Source organism: Chryseobacterium shigense (assembly GCF_014207845.1).
Taxonomy (GTDB): Bacteria; Bacteroidota; Bacteroidia; order Flavobacteriales; family Weeksellaceae; genus Chryseobacterium; species Chryseobacterium shigense_A.
In genome coordinates this window covers 34,322-53,278 of record NZ_JACHLC010000007.1, presented here as the reverse complement: position 1 = coordinate 53,278, position 18,957 = coordinate 34,322, and the positions used below count along the sequence as shown (strand labels likewise).

General features: G+C 37.2%; 14 protein-coding genes. 8 read left to right on the top strand and 6 right to left on the bottom strand.

The genetic code is table 11. The features are described 5' to 3' along the window. The first annotated feature begins 123 nt into the window (after positions 1 to 123). From HNP36_RS18230 to HNP36_RS18195, 8 genes are all read left to right on the top strand, one after another. Entirely contained in the window at positions 124 to 786 is a 663-nt protein-coding gene (locus HNP36_RS18230) for a succinate dehydrogenase cytochrome b subunit (RefSeq protein ID WP_184167176.1), read from the top strand. 15 nt (positions 787 to 801) lie between these two features. Then, entirely contained in the window at positions 802 to 2,814 is a 2,013-nt protein-coding gene (locus HNP36_RS18225; RefSeq protein WP_184167174.1) for a fumarate reductase/succinate dehydrogenase flavoprotein subunit, read from the top strand. 24 nt (positions 2,815 to 2,838) lie between these two features. Beyond that, complete coding sequence (locus HNP36_RS18220) at positions 2,839 to 3,606, top strand: succinate dehydrogenase/fumarate reductase iron-sulfur subunit (protein ID WP_184167172.1); 768 nt, start codon at positions 2,839 to 2,841, stop codon at positions 3,604 to 3,606. 306 nt (positions 3,607 to 3,912) lie between these two features. Then, positions 3,913 to 5,436: a TlpA family protein disulfide reductase gene (locus HNP36_RS18215; RefSeq protein ID WP_184167170.1), complete on the top strand. Its 1,524-nt coding sequence runs from the start codon at positions 3,913 to 3,915 to the stop codon at positions 5,434 to 5,436. Between the two features lie 119 nt (positions 5,437 to 5,555). Continuing rightward, entirely contained in the window at positions 5,556 to 6,962 is a 1,407-nt protein-coding gene (rlmD, locus tag HNP36_RS18210; RefSeq protein WP_184167168.1) for a 23S rRNA (uracil(1939)-C(5))-methyltransferase RlmD, read from the top strand. Positions 6,963 to 6,992: 30 nt separating this feature from the next. Continuing rightward, positions 6,993 to 7,469: a DUF6452 family protein gene (locus HNP36_RS18205; protein ID WP_184167166.1), complete on the top strand. Its 477-nt coding sequence runs from the start codon at positions 6,993 to 6,995 to the stop codon at positions 7,467 to 7,469. Beyond that, entirely contained in the window at positions 7,435 to 8,103 is a 669-nt protein-coding gene (locus tag HNP36_RS18200; RefSeq protein WP_184167163.1) for a DUF6048 family protein, read from the top strand. Before HNP36_RS18205 ends, HNP36_RS18200 begins: the two co-directional genes overlap by 35 nt. Positions 8,104 to 8,573: 470 nt before the next feature. Further along, positions 8,574 to 12,956: a GEVED domain-containing protein gene (locus tag HNP36_RS18195; RefSeq protein WP_184167160.1), complete on the top strand. Its 4,383-nt coding sequence runs from the start codon at positions 8,574 to 8,576 to the stop codon at positions 12,954 to 12,956. A 99-nt stretch (positions 12,957 to 13,055) separates the two neighbouring features. On the opposite strand, the gene HNP36_RS18190 is transcribed toward HNP36_RS18195, so the two are convergent. From HNP36_RS18190 to HNP36_RS18165, 6 genes are all read right to left on the bottom strand, one after another. Beyond that, positions 13,056 to 15,164 carry a peptidase domain-containing ABC transporter gene (locus HNP36_RS18190; RefSeq protein ID WP_184167157.1) on the bottom strand — a complete coding sequence of 703 codons (2,109 nt, stop codon included), beginning with the start codon at positions 15,162 to 15,164 and terminating at the stop codon, positions 13,056 to 13,058. Then, positions 15,151 to 15,678 (bottom strand): TlpA family protein disulfide reductase, encoded by a 528-nt coding sequence (locus HNP36_RS18185; RefSeq protein WP_184167155.1) that lies wholly within the window; start codon positions 15,676 to 15,678, stop codon positions 15,151 to 15,153. The genes HNP36_RS18190 and HNP36_RS18185 overlap by 14 nt, the downstream gene beginning before the upstream one ends. Before the next feature lies 1 nt (position 15,679). Beyond that, on the bottom strand, positions 15,680 to 16,324 hold the full coding sequence (locus HNP36_RS18180; protein WP_184167153.1) for a hypothetical protein: 645 nt from the start codon (positions 16,322 to 16,324) through the stop codon (positions 15,680 to 15,682). Between the two features lie 368 nt (positions 16,325 to 16,692). Then, complete coding sequence (locus HNP36_RS18175) at positions 16,693 to 16,854, bottom strand: hypothetical protein (RefSeq protein WP_184167151.1); 162 nt, start codon at positions 16,852 to 16,854, stop codon at positions 16,693 to 16,695. A gap of 14 nt (positions 16,855 to 16,868) precedes the next feature. Next, positions 16,869 to 17,030, bottom strand: coding sequence for a hypothetical protein (locus tag HNP36_RS18170; protein WP_184167149.1), 162 nt, complete (start codon positions 17,028 to 17,030; stop codon positions 16,869 to 16,871). Positions 17,031 to 17,289: 259 nt separating this feature from the next. After that, positions 17,290 to 18,927, bottom strand: a complete 1,638-nt coding sequence (locus HNP36_RS18165) for a helix-turn-helix domain-containing protein (RefSeq protein ID WP_184167147.1) — start codon at positions 18,925 to 18,927, stop codon at positions 17,290 to 17,292. Between the last annotated feature and the right edge of the window lie 30 nt (positions 18,928 to 18,957).

Sequence of the window (18,957 nt, the reverse complement as noted above, 5' to 3'; positions counted from 1 at the left end):
TTCCTTTAAATAATGCGTCAGATCCTTATTTAGAAAGATTACAAACTGGCTAATTGTGAGATTTCTCACTTCCCGATATTGTTAACATTTCTTAATTTTGTGGAAATTCAAATTTAAACTTATATGGCAGGTTTAACGAGTTCTACGATAGGTAGAAAATATGCGATGGCATTATCAGCTATGTTTTTGCTGATCTTTCTTATACTGCATTTGACGACCAATTTGTTATCAGTCCTGAATCGTGATGCATTCAATACCGCATCGGATTTTATGGGCTATAATCCTTTTGTGCAGTTCTTAATGCAGCCTGTTCTTGGCTTTGCAGTTATTTTCCATTTCATTATGGGATTTGTGCTGGAAATTAAGAACAATAAAGCGCGTCCTATAAAGTATGCTTCCAACAATCCTTCCGTGAACTCTTCATGGATGTCCAGAAATATGATTATTTCAGGAGCAGTTGTTTTGGCATTCCTTGCGCTTCACTTATATGATTTCTGGCTTCATGAAATCAACTACAAGTATGTAGAAGGACTTGCTCCCGATGCAGAACGTTTCTGGCCGGAGCTGCATGAGAAATTTGCAGACATCTGGAGAGTGGCTTTATATGTGATCTCTTTTGTTTTGCTTGGTCTGCATTTGGCTCACGGTTTCCAGTCTTCATTCCAGTCTGTTGGTGCAAGGCATCCGAAATATACTCCGGTAATTAAAGCTTTTGGAAAATGGTATTCCATCCTTATTCCTGCAGGCTTTATTTTTATTGCAATTTTTCACTTCGTAACTCAATAATATCAATATACCAATATGAGTAAATTAGATTCAAAAATTCCGGCTGGTCCTTTAAAGGATAAATGGAAGCATCATAAAGACCATATGAACCTTGTTGCACCAAACAACAGAGATAAGATTGATATTATTGTTGTAGGTACAGGTTTGGCAGGAGGTTCCGCTGCAGCTACACTGGCTGAACAGGGATATAACGTAAAAGCATTCTGCTATCAGGATTCTCCGAGAAGAGCACACTCAATTGCTGCACAGGGAGGTATCAATGCTGCTAAAAACTATCAGGGTGACGGTGACTCTACTTACAGATTGTTCTATGACACCATCAAAGGTGGTGACTACAGAGCAAGAGAGGCCAACGTTTACAGACTTGCTGAAGTTTCTGCAAATATTATCGACCAGTGTGTTTCACAAGGTGTTCCCTTTGGAAGAGATTACGGTGGCCAGTTAGATAACCGTTCATTTGGTGGAGTTCAGGTAAAGAGAACTTTTTATGCAAAAGGACAGACAGGTCAGCAGTTATTATTAGGTGCTTATTCTTCAATGAGCCGTCAGATCGGTAAAGGAAGAATCAAAATGTACAACCGTCATGAAATGATGGAATTGGTAATTGTAGACGGAAAAGCAAGAGGAATTATCGCAAGAAACCTGGTGACAGGTGAGATCGAAAGACATTCTGCTCACGCTGTTGTTATCGCTTCTGGAGGTTACGGAAATGTATATTTCCTTTCCACCAACGCAATGGGTTCAAACGTTTCTGCAGCTTGGAAAATCCACAAAAAAGGAGCGTATTTCGCAAATCCTTGTTATGTACAGATTCACCCGACTTGTATTCCGGTTCACGGAACACAGCAGTCTAAACTTACTTTGATGTCAGAATCTCTTAGAAACTCAGGAAGAATCTGGGTTCCTAAGAAAATTGAAGATTCTGTAGCCATCAGAGAAGGAAAGCTTAGACCGGAAAATATTAAAGAAGAAGATAGAGATTATTATTTGGAAAGAAGATATCCTGCATTCGGAAACTTGGTGCCTAGAGACGTTGCGTCCAGAGCTGGTAAAGAAAGATGTGATGCTGGTTTCGGAATCGAAAATAATGATACTAAAGAAGGTGTTTACTTAGATTTCTCTACAGAGATCATCAAAAAAGGTAAAGAAGCCGCTATTGAAAAACATATTCATAATCCTACAGATCAGCAAATCTATGATTTAGGAAAAGCCTGGATTGAGGAAAAATATGGTAACCTATTCGTAATGTACGAAAAGATTACAGCAGATGATCCTTACAAAACTCCAATGAAGATTTATCCTGCAGTACACTACACAATGGGTGGTGTTTGGGTTGATTACAACTTACAGTCTACAATTCCTGGATGTTTCGTAATTGGTGAAGCTAACTTCTCTGATCACGGGGCTAACAGATTGGGAGCTTCTGCTTTGATGCAAGGTTTGGCAGACGGATATTTTGTACTTCCTTACACGATTGCAGATTACCTTTCAGCAGACATTAGAACAGGTGTAATTCCTACAAATTCTAACGAGTTTGATCAGGCTGAAAAAGAAATTAAAGATAAAGTAGATTTCTTCTTAAATAATAAAGGAACCCATTCAGTAGATTATTTCCACAAAAAATTAGGACACATTATGTGGAATAAAGTGGGAATGGGAAGAACTCCTGAAGGTTTGAAAGAAGCTATTGCTGAAATTGCTCAGGTGAAAAAAGATTTCTGGGCAGACGTTAAGGTTCCCGGTGATGCCGATGGAATGAACACTGAACTTGAAAAAGCGTTCAGAGTGGCAGATTTCATCGAGCTTGGACAATTGATGGCTATTGATGCTTTACACAGAAACGAATCTTGTGGTGGACACTTCAGAGAAGATCATGCTACTCCAGAAGGTGAAGCAGAAAGAGATGATGTTAACTTTAAATATGTAGGAGCTTGGGAATATCAAACAGATGATATCACCACAGAAGTTCTGCATAAAGAAGACCTGATCTACGAGAACATTGAAGTTAAAGCAAGAAGTTACAAATAATCTCCAACCTATAAATAAATAATTATGAGTGCAAAAAAAGGCCTTCATCTTACCCTGAAAATTTGGAGACAAAAAAATAGCAAAACTAAAGGTCAGTTCGAGACCTACAAAATATCAGACGTTTCTACAGATTCTTCTTTCTTAGAAATGTTGGATATTCTGAACGAGAATATCATCAACGAAGGAAAAGAACCTATCGCTTTTGATCACGACTGTCGTGAAGGAATCTGTGGTATGTGTTCCCTTTATATCAACGGTAGAGCACATGGTCCCGATACGGGAATCACAACATGTCAGCTTCACATGAGAATGTTCAAAGACGGTGAAACCATCGTTATTGAACCTTGGAGAAGTGCGGCTTTCCCGGTTATCAAAGACTTAATGGTAGACAGGAGCGCATTCGACAGAGTAATGGCTGCCGGAGGTTTCATCTCCGTGAACACTTCAGGTAATACATTGGATGCCAATGCTATTCCGGTTCCTAAAGAAGATGCAGACAAAGCAATGGATGCTGCAGCATGTATCGGATGTGGTGCATGTGTGGCTACTTGTAAAAACGGATCTGCAATGCTGTTCGTAGGAGCTAAAGTTTCTCAGTATGCCCTTTTACCTCAAGGTAGAGTAGAAGCGAAAAGAAGAGTTCTGAACATGGTAAAAGCTATGGACGAAGAAGGATTCGGGAACTGTTCGAATACAGGAGCATGCGAAGTAGAATGTCCGAAAGGAATTTCTCTTGAAAACATTGCCAGAATGAACAGAGAATACATGGCTGCCATGGTAGATAACGGATAGAATTTATTCAGATACATATAAAAATCGCCTTCATTACGAAGGCGATTTTCTTTATACATACCCGTGGCTGTTAAAGTTTGTTAAGTTGTTGATCAGGTAAGGTATTCTTATTTAATAAGTTTATATTTGGTGAGCACGAGAAAAAGATTATCATTTCTAGTATTCTTTTTCCTGTGAAAAATTTTAGAGAATAAAAATGCCTTCGAAGTCCCATTTTTAAAGGTTCTCATAAAATTTTCAAAAAAAATAAATAGTGTTAATCAGCAAGCCGTAAAAAACGTATTTTTGCGTAATATTAAAATTGAAATGAAAAAATATCTTTTATTGTTTATCATCACAGCTTTTGTGATGTCTTGTTCAAAAAAAGTTGAAGTTAAAGGAAAAATTACAGGAAGCTCACCACTCGAAAGAATTGAATTTGTTGAAGCTTCCGGTGTGGCTACCCTTCCTCTTGTTAATATTGGTTTAGATAAAGATGGAAGCTTTACAGGAAGCTTTGAAGCTCCTAAAGAAGGAATGTATGTAATCAACTACGCAGGAAAACAAAACCTGATTTATCTTGAAGGCGGGCAGAAATTAAATATTTCCGGAAATTCAATGACCTTCCCTAATGAATTTGTAGTTACAGGAGATGCTAAGAAAAATAATGATTTCCTTCAGGCAAGCCAAAAATTCCTGGGAGAATACGGAAGTAAGATCAACATCCAGCAGCTGATGTCCGGAGATGAGAAAACATTCTTAAAAGGAGCTCAGAAAATCGAAGCCGATATCAATAAAAATGTAGAAGAGCTTGCTCAGAAAAATAATCCGGGCAAAGGAATTCTGGAGTGGAAAAAGAATGACGTGAAAGTAACCGTTCTTAACCTTCTTGCCAACTATGAAATGGCACAGCGCCAGATGTCAGGAAACCCGTCATTTAAAGTTTCCAAGGCGTTCCAGGATTACGAAAACAAATTGCAGGATAACAAAGACGTATTGGTAAAAACCATTCCGCTGTACAGACAATATTTGCTTGTAAAAATGAGCCCTGATTTCCAAAAATATGCAGAAGCAAAAACTAAAGGTAAAACAGATGTTACCACTTCTGAAATTTTTGCACAGTTCCTGAAAGACAGAAAAGAAGTTTCGCAGACAGCGAAAGATTATCTGTTGGCATTTGTGGTAGCTCAGGATATTCATCCGGGTGCTCCTGCAAAGAATATTGATAAAGTTAAAAAAATCATCGATACAGATATTACAGATGCTGCCATCAAAGCAGATCTAGTTAAAATGCAATTAGCCGTTAACGGTCTTAAAGTAGGGGAAGCTGCTCCTGAAGCACCATTGGTAAAAGCAGACGGTAAATCTTACCAGCTTTCTGAAAACAAAGGAAAACCTTATATGCTGTTCTTCTATGCATCATGGAACCCTTACATTAGTGAAGGAACAGTTCCTGTACTGAAAGAAGTCGTAAATTTCTATAAATCTAAAATGAACTTCGTTTTTGTAAACGTAGACGATACAAAAGATCAGTTTGTGAAAACCAGCAGCGCATTACTAAAAGGAATTCCTGGAACAAATGTTTACGGAGAAAAAGGATTGGAATCAGATATTGCAAAAAAATACGGAGTGTACGGATTTAAACTGCCTTGCTTTGTAATTGTTGATAAAGACGGTAAAATTGCCGGCAGATCTTTTGTAAACCTTGGCGAACAGGAAGTAGTAACAATATTGGATAAACTTACAGGGCTTTCCGCACCAAAAGTACAGCCTAGTGCTCAGGTGATGCCGGGAATGCAGATTGACCCTCCTGCACAGCCTGCAAGTCCGCAACCTGCACCAACAAAATAATAAACTTTAACATAGATGGAAACCTTATCTTCGGATAAGGTTTTTTTTATTGTATTTTTGCCAGATCAAAGCGGAGATTTATTTCAGCTGTATTAGAAAAAATAGAAATAGAGTTTAGGATGAGAAAGAAGAAAGATATAATTCTTGAAAATATTAAATTATTTGGCGCAGGAGCAAAAGGTGTTGCCATAGGAAAAACGGAAGAAGGAAAGACTGTGCTTATTTCCGGAGCAGTTCCCGGAGATGTGGTTAATGCCAGAGTGAAAAAATCCAAGTCCAAGTATTATGAAGCAGAAACTGTAGAAATTCTGGAAAAATCGCCATTCAGAGTAGATCCTAAATGTATTCATTTCGGAACCTGCGGCGGATGCAAGTGGCAGAATATGAGCTACGAAAAACAGCTTGATTTCAAACAGGAAGAAGTATATAACAATATTAAAAGAATCGGGGGAATTGATGATTTTGAAACCGTTTCAATTTTAGGAGCCGAAGAACAGTATTTCTACAGAAATAAAATGGAGTTTTCCTTTTCCAATGCAAGATGGCTTACCCAATATGAAATAAGTTCCGAAGAGAATTTCGGAAACAAAGATGCATTAGGATTCCATATTCCGGGAATGTGGAGTAAAATCCTGGACCTGAAAGAATGCTTTCTGCAGGAAGACCCGTCCAATGCAATACGTTTAGCTGTAAAAAAGTTCGGTGTAGACAACGGGCTGGATTTCTTTGATGTAAGAAACCAGGAAGGCTTTTTGAGAACCCTGATGATGAGACAAAACTCTAAAGGCGAGTGGATGGTTCTATTTCAGCTTTACAGAGAAGAAAAAGAAAACAGAGAAAAGCTTTTCCAGTTCTTACTGGAACAGTTTCCACAGATAAAAACGCTGGTTTATGCCATCAATTCAAAGCAGAATGATTCCATTTATGATTTAGATATCAATACCTATTCAGGAGAAGGATTCCTGATGGAAGAAATGGACGGACTGAAATTTAAAATAGGTCCCAAATCTTTCTTTCAGACCAATTACAAACAGGCATTGGAACTGTACAGAAAAACATTGGAATTTGCCGACCTGAAAGGTGATGAAGTTGTTTATGACCTGTATACAGGAACCGGAACTATTGCACAATATGTTGCCAGAAACGCAAAGCATGTTATCGGTATAGAATCCGTTCAGGAAGCCATAGATGCTGCTATTGAGCACGCCAAATTAAATGGCCTTACCAATACTACATTCTATTGTGGGGACATGAAAAATGTCTTCAACGATGAATTCCTGGAAAATCATCCAAAAGCAGATGTCTTAATTACCGATCCGCCAAGAGACGGGATGCATCAGAAAGTGGTAGAGCAGATTCTTAAGCTTGCTCCTGAAAAAGTAGTTTATGTAAGCTGTAATTCAGCAACACAGGCGAGAGATCTTGCCTTGATGAAAGAACATTATACCCTTGTAAAAATATTGCCGGTAGATATGTTCCCGCAAACCCACCACGTTGAAAACATAGCACTGCTTGTTAAAAAATAAATTATTTAAATTTGAATCTCAAATCTTAATATGAAGTATTTTAAATTTCTCATCATGATCTGCTTTGCAGGAATCCTTTTTTCCTGTGGTGGCGATGACGATATCTGTGAAAGCGGTGAAGGAACACCAAGAATGAAAGTGGCATTCAAATCTTTGGAATCCGGTAAAGCAGTGACTTTAGATTCATTATATGTAGCAGTAGACTATGGAGCCGGTAAAGTACAGCTGGGGAAAACCGAGAAAGTAGATTCAAGGCTTATTCCGTTAAGAGTTGATGATTCACCTTACACAGACGTTTTTTTCAGGCTTGCGGATAAAGGAACAGAATCTCATGTCCGGATTAATTATACAACAAAAAGTATATACGTTTCTCCGGGATGCGGAATCAAAAAGACTTACGAGAATTTAAGCTCACAATTAACACAATCCAATCCTGTACAGAAGCTCGAAGCAGGACAAAATCAAATAGAGAATGAAGACAAGACTAATCTTTTCCTTATTTTTTAGCATCATAGCCATAACCGGTTTTGCCCAGGAAAAAAAAGAAACCAAAGAAGCCCCAAAAGTACAGGAAAAATACAAACCTAATTTTATGGTAGGTTTTGATGTCCTTAATGCCGGTGTTTCTTTCTTTTCAGACAGGGTACTTTACCAGGGATTTATTTCATCAAAAGTGAAAGGGAATGTTCATGCTATTGCAGAGGCCGGTTTTGAAAAAAATGTGTACCAAAAGAATGGTTACGATGCCAAAGCAAGCGGTCCCTTTGTAAAACTGGGTGCATTTTATATGCTGGCAAAAGATCTTGAAAATGAATTCAACGGTTTTTATGCAGGAGGAAAGATAGGAGGGGCGTTCTACAATCAGGAGTATATGGCAGTTCCGGTCCGCGGATATGGAGGCAGTGCGTCATCTGTAGCATTTCCGTCATCATCACAGACTTCTGCCTGGCTGGAAGGAACGTTAGGTGGAAGAGTACAGCTATTTGAATCCAATTTTTATATAGATGTTAATCTTCAGCCAAGATATTTGGTATACACCTCCAAACAGGATGAAATTATACCAATGATAGTTCCCGGATTCGGAAGAAGTTCAAACAAATTCAATATGGGCTTTGCATGGAATATTGCCTATAAGTTTTAATAAAAAATAGAGCATATCGACTACAAATGAAGTTGGTAATCCGAATAACGATATCCGGATTTACCCTAATCCGGTAAGTGATATCCTGAATGTAGCCAAAGTATCGGATAAGACAGCTACGTAATCACGATTGATGAAAAAGAAAAAGATCGGTTCAGTTCTAAATTCATTAAAAAATAAGAACAATTAAAGCAATATACAATCCTCAGGCCCGCTTGAGGATTTTATGTTTTTATATGCAGAATGTATTATTATTGTGAAATTTTTACAAAAAAATATTTGAATGGATATATTAATAGTGAAAAAATTATTAGATTTGTGTAATTATTAAAATATTAGCGTATGAATTAAAAAACTACTTTTTTCAATACAGATTATCTGTAAAAATGGATGTTTCAAACTTAGAACACCATTGAATAAGAAATACTATACCTTATTTACTATTGTTATTATAACTAAATTCAAAAAATATGAGTGTATTTTTACTCTGTAAATTGAGCAGGCCTTCCAGGGCGCTCATAACATTGCTTTGTATGGTCTTCGGACTCATTTTACAGGCACAAACGGTTACAATTGGTACAGGAACCAGTACTCAAAGATATCCTTTGGGCTCTTTTTATGGTTATGAAAGATCTGCATCGCTTTATACCGCTACGGAAATAAATCTGCCCGCGGGTGGAAGCGTACTGTCCGTAGCATGGAATGCTACAGCAGCAACTTCCGTAAATACCCCGGTAAAAATTTATTTAAAGTCAGTACCAGCTGCAACAGGAACTATTACAGCACAGAACTGGGCAACAGCAACGAGTGGAGCAACTCTGGTATATACCGGAAACTCTGCAAGTTTTACTACCGGATGGAATACTTTTACGTTACAAACCCCCTACTATTACAATGGAACAGAAAACCTTATGGTATTGGTTGAAACCAACTATGGAGGAGGTGGAGGAGGAACTTCTACAGGAAGTGCCTTTACCTATTCTTCTGCTACCTCAAGGCATATGTATTTCCAACAGGATACTACAGCTCCTACAAGTGATGGTACTGTTACATCCAACAGACCCAATGTTCAGCTGACTTTTGGACCAGCTCCTTCATGTATACCTCCTTCAGGATTTACATTAGGTACTGTGACCCCAACAAGTGCGGCAGTAAGCTGGACCGCTCCTTCACCTGCCCCTGCAGGAGGATATGAAATATATTACAGTACATCTGCTACAGCTCCAACCCCTACAACTCCAGCTTCACAAACTATTACTACAGGAACAAGTGCAACACTTTCTCCATTGATTGCCAATACTGCTTATTATGTATGGGTAAGATCAAAATGTAGTACAGCGGATCAGAGTACATGGGTGGGACCTATTAATATATTTACAGGATATTGTACACCTACGGGAGGTACTTCAACCACATATTATCTGAGAACTGTTAACACAACAGGTGGTATCACGAATTTAAACTATGCGGCCACTTCTTATTCCGCTTATGTCAACAGTACAGCTTCAGCCATTACAGCGTTGCCTAGTAACACTGTAACAATGAATCTGAATTCCGGAACAAGTACTTACTATTATTATGTTTGGATTGACTGGAATAATAATATGAACTTTAATGACCCGGGCGAAACTGTTCTGGCAACTACCACTTTTGCCACAAACGGAACAGCATCAATTGTTATTCCTGCAGCACAGGCTCCCGGTAATTACAGGGTAAGGACTGCAACTTCCTGGTCAGGAACACTTACTCCTTGCGGACAAGCGAATTCCGGTAACTATGTAGACTTTACATTAACAGTTATGGCATTACAGCCATGTACTACGGCACCTCCAAGTAATATTTCGGTTTCAAATGTTACTCCAACTACAGCTCTCGTAAGCTGGCTGCCTTCAACAGGTGCTACTTATGTACTAAGATATAAAGCTGTAACTGCTACAACATGGACTACAGTAAATATCACGACTCCTCTTACGAGCAGTTATCAGATAAACAACCTTACAGAACAGACACAGTATGAAGTTCAGATTGCCACAATCTGTGGAACACAAGGTCCATTCTCTACAAGTACGACCTTTACAACTCCTACCATTACATATTGTACTTCTGCTTCTACAAGCGCCACTATTGATGGCTATATAAGCAAAGTTACTGTAAATCCGAATGCTGCTATACCAATGACCAGTACTTCAGATTTCAGCAATTATACAGATTACACTACAGATCCTGCAAGACTGATTACCCTGGTAAGAGGTTTAGGAGCTAATACTGTTACTATCGAAAAAACCTGGCCGGGGACTCAATGGTCATTTGGAACAGGAGTATGGATTGATTTTAACAGAAACGGTATTTTTGAAACTTCTGAGCAGGTATTGAACTCACCAAGTAATACTACAACACCTGTTACTGCAACCTTTGCTGTACCAAATGCAGCCGGGGGAGTTTATACAGGAAACCTTACTACCCGTATGCGTGTAGCGTTGAGAGAAAGTGCTACGGCGGCTGCTTGTGGAACTTTCACCTGGGGTGAAGTAGAAGATTATGCGGTGAAACTTATTGACCAGCCTGCATGTACTACTGCGCCACCTACAAACATTACCGTTACCAACCTGACGGCTTCTACAGCTACAGTATATTGGTTAGGTGCTGCGAATGCTACTTATACCATCAGATGGAAACTGGCAACTGCAGGAACATATACAATCCCGGCTGTAACTTTACCGGCCGGACAAAATTATTATACTATTCCTGGTCTTGCTGAGCAGACTAAATATGACGTGCAGATTTCTACTACATGTGGAACATCTACAGGACCATATTCTACAGCAATTCAATTTACAACACCGCCACTTTCATACTGCCCGATGACAGGTACGGGAACTAACGACCACATTTCAAATGTAACCGTTACATCTTCCAACCCTGGAGTTCCGGTGATGAGTAATACCACTGTACAGAATAACTATACAAGCTATACAACACCTCAGACATTAATTACTCTTGATGCAGGTTCTGCCAACAATAAGCTATCTGTAGCAAAAGGATGGACAGGTGCAACAAGTAATGATGCCGTATCAGTTTGGATTGACTATAACAGAAACGGAGTTTTCGAAACATCTGAACAGATATTGAATTCAGCGGCAAGTACTGCTACTCCTGTTACTGCTACTTTTGCAGTTCCGGCAACAGCTTATACAGGTCCGCTTACTACTACAATGAGAGTTGTACTTAAACGTACAAGTGCTCCGGTATTATGTCAGAATGCGGCAAATGGTGAAGTTGAAGACTACGCGGTAAGAATCAGACCTTGTAGTAATGCAACACCAAACCAGCCTACGATTGTAGCAACTCATAACTCTGCAACACTTACATTAACAGGATCGGCAACCAACGTAACCTATCTTGTAAGATACAGAGTTCAGGGACCTCCTCCGGGAGCATGGACAGAAGTATATGCTTCGGCATTGCTGGCTAACCTGCCCCTTGTATTAACCGGCTTAACTCCGGCTACAATCTATGAAGTTCAGGTAGCTACTGTTTGTGGAGATGTTACAGGAACATTCACACCTATCAAAACATTTGTAACAAGATGTGATCCTACGCCTCCGAATGTGACGGTAAGTAATATTACTACAAACTCCGCATTGATTACGTGGGCACCGCTTTCAGCAAGCTCTACATATACACTGGAATGGAGAAAAGTAGGAGCTGCCACATGGACTCAGGTTCCTAACATTGCACCTCCTGCCAATACTCATCTGTTAACAGGTTTAGATCCATATACAAAATATGAAGTAAGAGTTGCTAATAAATGTGTTGGAGAAACTACTCTTAACCCGTACTCAAATCCGAAAGTATTTACTACGGAAAGAACTTGTGAACTTCCTCCTCCGGGATTAACGATCACTCAGATCGCTCCTACATGGGCTGAAGTTACATGGGAAGGCTTCCCTGGTGCAACTTATATCCTGAGATACAGAAAGGTAGGTATTCCAAGCTGGACTAATGTTCCTTTAACAACGAATACTTACACAATAACAGGATTACTGGAAGAAACGAAATATGAAATGCAGGTTGTAAACGTTTGCGGTGGTACACCGGGTACATACACACCTCCATACTATTTCACTACCCCTACAGTAGTTTACTGCCAGATGGGATCTCAGAATGCTGTTAACGAGCATATCTCCAAAGTTACGGTAGTTCCGAACGGAAGACCTAAGATGGAGAATGAGTCAGGACCTTCCAGCTATACAAACTATACAGGAGTACCTGATACATTTATTGAAATGGTTCAGGGATCTACAGGAAACCAGATCACGATTGAGAAAAAATGGAACGGAACTAATCACGATGAAGGTATCGCGGTATGGATCGATTTCAACAGAAACGGATATTTCGATCTTGATGAAAGAATATTTACATCACCTCCAAACACTACAAGTCCTGTTACAGGAACATTCAGCGTACCTGTAGATGCTTACGTAAGTATGACTAACTATAAGTATGTGGTAATGAGAGTGGCAATGATGAGAGACGGAATTCCTGTGAACTGTACTAATTTTGCCAATGGGGAAGTAGAAGATTACTCAGTGAGAATCTCTAAACCGGGAGTACCGAACTCTGTTAATCAAACGGAGATTCTGATTTACCCTAACCCTGTAAGCTCAGTATTGTATGTGAAGAATATCAGCAAAAGAGCGAAGTATAAGATCTACAATTCTACAGGACAGGTTATCGGAGACGGTATTCTGCTTAACAACCAGGTGAATGTTAGCAAATTGATCAGTGGTATTTATGTAATAGATATCGAAGACAATGGAGTAACAGTTCAGAAGAAATTTATTAAAGAATAATATTTAAATTTCAAATAGAAGAAGCCCTCAGTAATGAGGGCTTTTTTATTGCGGGTATTTGGTGAATTGTATCTTGGAGTTAGTTATCCAAGATGTATATTAATTAACTGAATAATTCATGATTTGAGTGTTCCTGATTGTTAGAATATCATCTGAAATTTCTTTCAGATCCTCTAAATAATGACTGATGATGAAAATAGCCTTTTCAGATTTTAGCTTTTGAATTAATTCATAAATAAATCTCCTGTTTTCTTTGTCTAAAGAAGAAGTAGGTTCATCCAGAATCAGGAATTGCGGATCATGATACAAAGCACGCATCCAGCCAAGCAATTGTTTCTGGCCGCCAGACAGATTAATTCCTTCTTCGCCTACCAATGTTAAAAAGCCCTGAGGCAGAGAATTAATAAACCTATCAAAACCAAGTGAAATCAGCTTTTGCAGTTTATGCTGATCAACCTGCTCTTCCAGCATGATGTTTTCCAGAATACTTCCGTTGAATAGCTGTATATTTTGTGGAACTATACCGGTGAGGCTACGCCAGTTGATTATAGAAATGTCTTTTAAATGGATACTGTTATTAATGATAATTTCCCCGTTTTCCGGCAGGTAATTCTTTTGTAATATTTCCGTTAATGTGGTTTTACCACTTCCGCTTTCTCCAAGAAGACACGTTACATTTCCTTTTTGTATAGAAAAAGAGATCTGGTTTAACAGCCTGCTTCTTCCGTTAAATCTGAAATCAATATTGGCAACCTCAATCGTTTTAATCCCTGTAATTTCCAGGCCTTCTGTTTTCTCTTTTTCTAATGAAGAATATTCAAACATTCTGTCGAAAGCAACTTTGGCTTCCTGTATAGGAATGGTAACCAATGCTAAATTAGTGATGGAAGAAAGCAAGGAACTGGAAATTCCTATAATAGCCATTAATTCCCCTGTTTTAATCTCTCCGTTCAAAACATTATAGGAAGAAAAACCAAGAATGATGAGAAGAAAAGACACTAATACCAATCCTGAATACAATGCAATGCTTAAATTAAGTTTTCCAAGCTCAAAGATCCTTGTCTGGAAAAGCCCGAATATGTTTTCATTTCTCCTGATAAACATAGACTGCCTGGAGAATCCCTTGATAACTTCTATTCCTCTTATACTGTCAATATAATTCGCTTCATTGATACTGTAAGACTGCATAACATTTCTCTGGGCATCAATGATTTTTTTATTAAAGCTGAAGATAATATAGAAAATGACCGGTGAAATGATGATGCATACAACAGCCAGCTTCCAGGAATAAGAAAAGAGAAAACCTGTAGATATTAAGATACCCAGAATATCAACGGCAGTGTTTGTAATAAGTTGTTTTATGACGTTTTGAATTCTTTGGGTGTCATTAAGCCTTGCCACAAAATCACCCACCTTCCGGCTGTCGAAAAACATTTTGGGAAGATGGAGCAGGGAAGAGTAGAAATTCTTATTAATCCTCTCATTAAAGGATTTACTTTGCTTAATAATATAGAGTTCTCTCAGTGCCTGAATAATTACTTTTGCAAAAAGAAGAAACCCGAGAAATGCTATGCTTAATAATAATACAGATACTTTTTTCTTTGGCAGAATATCATCTATCAGTTTCTGTGAGAAAATAGACATTGACATACCCAATAATGAAAAAACCAGACCTAGAAAAATAATGGTATAAATGGCCTCCTGGTCTTCCTTTATGAGGTTTTTAAGCCATTTCCTTTTCTGTAAATCTGTTTGAACTTTTTTTTGAAATCCATCATTAGGCTTCAGGGTAAGGCAGGTCTTGGACTGCCATACTTCTTCCAGGTATTCCCTTGTCCAGTATTCTAGACCCTGTGCAGGATCTCCGATAAGAAATTGATGATTTTCAGAAAGATTGTAGCTATAGCATATAACATAATGTTCAAATTTTTGATCTATAATAGTATGTAAAATAACGGGTTCGCCATGTTCAATGAGGGCTTCTATATCAGCTTCACAGCCTTCGGCATCAAAACCTATGGAATTGGCGCACTGATGCAGTCCCAGTAGGGTAGTTCCGGTTTTGCTTGTTCCGCTTTTTTCACGTAAAGTCTCTAATGAAATATGGCCGCCATAATATTGAACCAGAGATTGCAGGCATCCAACACCACAGTCGGTTAAATCCTTTTGAAGAGAGAATGTTTTTTTTATGTGCTTATTTTCCTTCATCAAAGTTATTTATGATTTTTTCTAGTTTTATAGCTCCTGAAGTTCTTTTGATGAGATGGTTGTTTTTATCATAAACAAGAAAATAAGGAACACTGTTCATCCCCAATTTTTGATAAAGTGTTGCCATTTCATCATGACACCAATAAATATCTGGTTGTTTATCCAGTTTGTATTTTACAGCAAATTGTCTGATTTCCTGCAACGGTTCACTGGCCACCCATATCCACTGGATATTTTTATAGTTTTTATAGTTTGCAGACAATTCCTCTGCTTCCGCCTGGCAAAAGTGGCAGCCGGGATTGAAATATATGATGACCTTAGTTTGTTCGTTGACTAAATTTTGCTGGGTAAAAGTTTTTCCGTCAATAGTTTTGAGGCTGAATGCGGGAACGTTTTTCAGTGCTTCTATTTTTTCTTTCTTCTTCAGGAAGTTTAAAAATAAATAGACTATTAACCCAATTAACAGAATGGGAATAGCTGCGGCAGATATTTTTAAGAGTTTATTTTTTTTCATATTAATACTGTGCATTTAAGATGAAAAACGAAACAACACCTACCCAAAACAACAGACCAACCCCATAAGTTATTGTTGTTAAGCCAAAAGATTTTTTGAAGCTGATTTTCTGTTCCGAAAGTTCCCAGATTCCCCATGCCAGAATTCCCCAATAAACAAATTCAAACAGATTAACCAGCTGCAAAGGATAAGCAAGCCATTTCTCCGGTGAAATGTATTCTTTCATATTCAATAAGGAGATAGGATAGTATGTTTGCAGATTCTCCACTGTATAATCCGTATCAATCCAGTAGAAATTGACAAACTTATAAAACCCTGCGATAATGAAAGCAAATTCTGCTATTAAAACAAGGGTGATTAAATCTGAAAATTTTAATTTTTCCAGTCCCGGTAAATCAAAGAGTTTGATAAAGTTAAGGCAGAAAGCAACTAGTAAAATTTTGAGTCCGATAAGTATGGGGGTTATGGAATATTCAAGCCACCACCATTTTTGCCGGCTTTCTATATAATCCTGTATTGCTTTACTGGGATAATCTTTGGCTAAAAAATCTATGATTTTAGAGTTTGTAGTAATGTAGGTTGTATCTAAATAAATAAGTAAAAGATAGCATAGAACAATACTTATGAAAAGTATGGAATTTTTCATTATTAAAGAGAATAAGAAATTAAAGGTTATTGTCGGATAATTTTTAGACTGCTTAAAAGCGGCTGACAGTTAGAATGTTTTTCTAACAGGTACATAACAATTAAAAATATTTAATAAGATATAGAGATGAGTTTTCCTGGTAGAATTTAGTTTTTAATCATTTTTCTTAAACCTGCTATTCCTAAAAACAGAAAAAGGACATAATTAATAACCCTATCTGTTTCCATAGGCCTTCGAATAAATAATAAATAGAGGATCATAACCGTACAAAATACAATGTATAAGATCTGGATATTTTTTCTCATAATTTCATCCGATAAAGTATTTAAAAATTAGTGCTGTCTAATTTTAGACAGCACTAATACTAATTAAAACCCGCAGCTGTGATAAGCAAGGTATGCTCCGAAAGGATTTGTAACAGTAGCAAGTCCATATCCGCAAGCTAATCCGTCAAGAAAGTAATCCCAATCACTTTTTTTACCTCCTTGTCCTTGAAATTTTTCCAGTTGTGCTAAATCTAATTTTTTCATAATATTAATTTTTTTTAAGAATCTCCGTTAATACACAAAGCCAAAGCTAATAATGATAATCCGCCTGTAGCTGCAAATCCTCCGATTGCAATTCCAACTCCTACACCACATGAGAATGCAGCTCTAGGGCTTGCTCCTTTCAGAGCTTCCATTTGTGAAACGTTTAATTTTTTCATTTTGTAAAAATTTTAAATTTTAGTATTAATTTTTTTTGTCATATAAACCCTGACATGGGCTTTTTGCTGATCAGCTTTAAATTGGTTTTTTATACTGTGCACATACAAAAAACTGGTTATTTGTGTTCTTACCCGGAGCAAACTTACATAAGAACCTGACGCAAAAAAAGAACATGAATCCTAGATTTATAAATCCAGAGCTATAGATTTATAAATAATTCAATTTTAAAATTTTGAAAATGAAAGTATTGAGATTTTATTATGAATTATTAGATTTCTCAATCTCTTTAATGTAGACAGAAAGTGTGATTCCCGTTTTTTTCTTAAAAGCCAGGGAAAAAGACTGTTCATTATTATAGCCTAATTCCTCTGCAATAGCCATTAATTTATATGAACGGAATTTTTTATCTTTTATCAATCTGTTCAGTGCATAATCTATCCGCAGATCATTGAGATAGGTCGCGAAATTTTTCCCTTTCTGGGTATTGATAACCTCTGATAAATAGGTAGTATTTGTTTTTATATTTTTTGCAAGACTGGCAGATGTAATACCCTTTTTCAAAAAAAGTTCCTTGGCTTCGAAAATTTCCAGTTCTTTTAAAATGAATTGTGTAATATCTTCAGGAGTAGCTTTTGCTGTTTTATCCTCTGTTATTTTATCTTCTGGTTTGTCTTCTGTTGCAATTTCCTCTATAACTGGAGAAGGATTTATGACAATTTTAGCTTCTCTAGTTTCAAGATCTCTCATCTCAATAGAATTGATGAGGTCCTGAGCAATTTTCCTATGCTGCTTTTCTGTTTTCTTTGATCTGTAGTACAGGAATGAAAGGAACATAAGTACGATCAGTAAAAAAACAATAGATACATTGAGAATTGCTTTTCTGTTTTGCAGATCATTGATGATGCTTTCCTTTTCCTGTAAAAGGTTCGGTGTATCATATTTTTTAGGGAGCTCCGTAGACAAATATTTGAATTGCTCATCCAGTTTTTCATCCACTTTTATAAATCTTTCAATATAATACAGCTGTTTTACCTTATCATTTTTCTCTTTGTAGTAATCAATAAGATAAGTATATACTTCCCGAAGCTCAGGGAAAGAAGTGGAATTTGTTTTCTGAATATTAGCATCTAGCGTGATGAAGTTTTGTACTGCTTTCTCTTTATTTTTTAAGGCTGCATAGGATTTACCTATGTTGAATAATGCGTAATTTGCGTTATTATCATTGATGCTGGAAAAATAATCATAGGCTTTTGATAACTCGCTGATAGCATCATTATATTTTTTCAGTTTAAAGCTATACAATCCTGATAGATAAGAATACTGGCTGATATTGTATTTGTTTTTGCTGATAACCGCAGCCTTTTGCCCTTCCCTGATTAAGATATTCGCAGAATCGGTTTTATTAAGCTCAATATAGCAGGTAATAAGACTTACACGCATGGGGTCTTGCTGGTATTCATCCTTTGTATGATATAAATAGTACCTGAAAGTTTTTGCAGCAGCAGCATATTTGCCCATATAATAATTCAGATAGGCGATATTCATGTTGGCAATATCAATCAATTCCTGATTGTTCTGCATTTTAGCATGTTTCAATCCCAGAATATAATTATCCAGAGAAGCCTTTAAATTATCATTTTTATAATATAGATTTCCTTTTGTTAAATAGGTTCTGGCTGGATACAGGTTACCTTTAATATTTTGTGTTATGATATCTAAGCTGTCGATGTACTTTAAAGCGGTAGGAACAGTTTCATTAAACTGCATAAGAATATAGCCTTCTGCAATTTGAAGATTATTCTTATCATTCTTGGCTTTTTGTAAATAATATTTAGCAATTAATTTAGATTCAGTTGATTGATCATGATCGTAATAATCATAAAACTTATTTTTCAATTCTGGGTAATTGAATTTTTTCAAAGTATC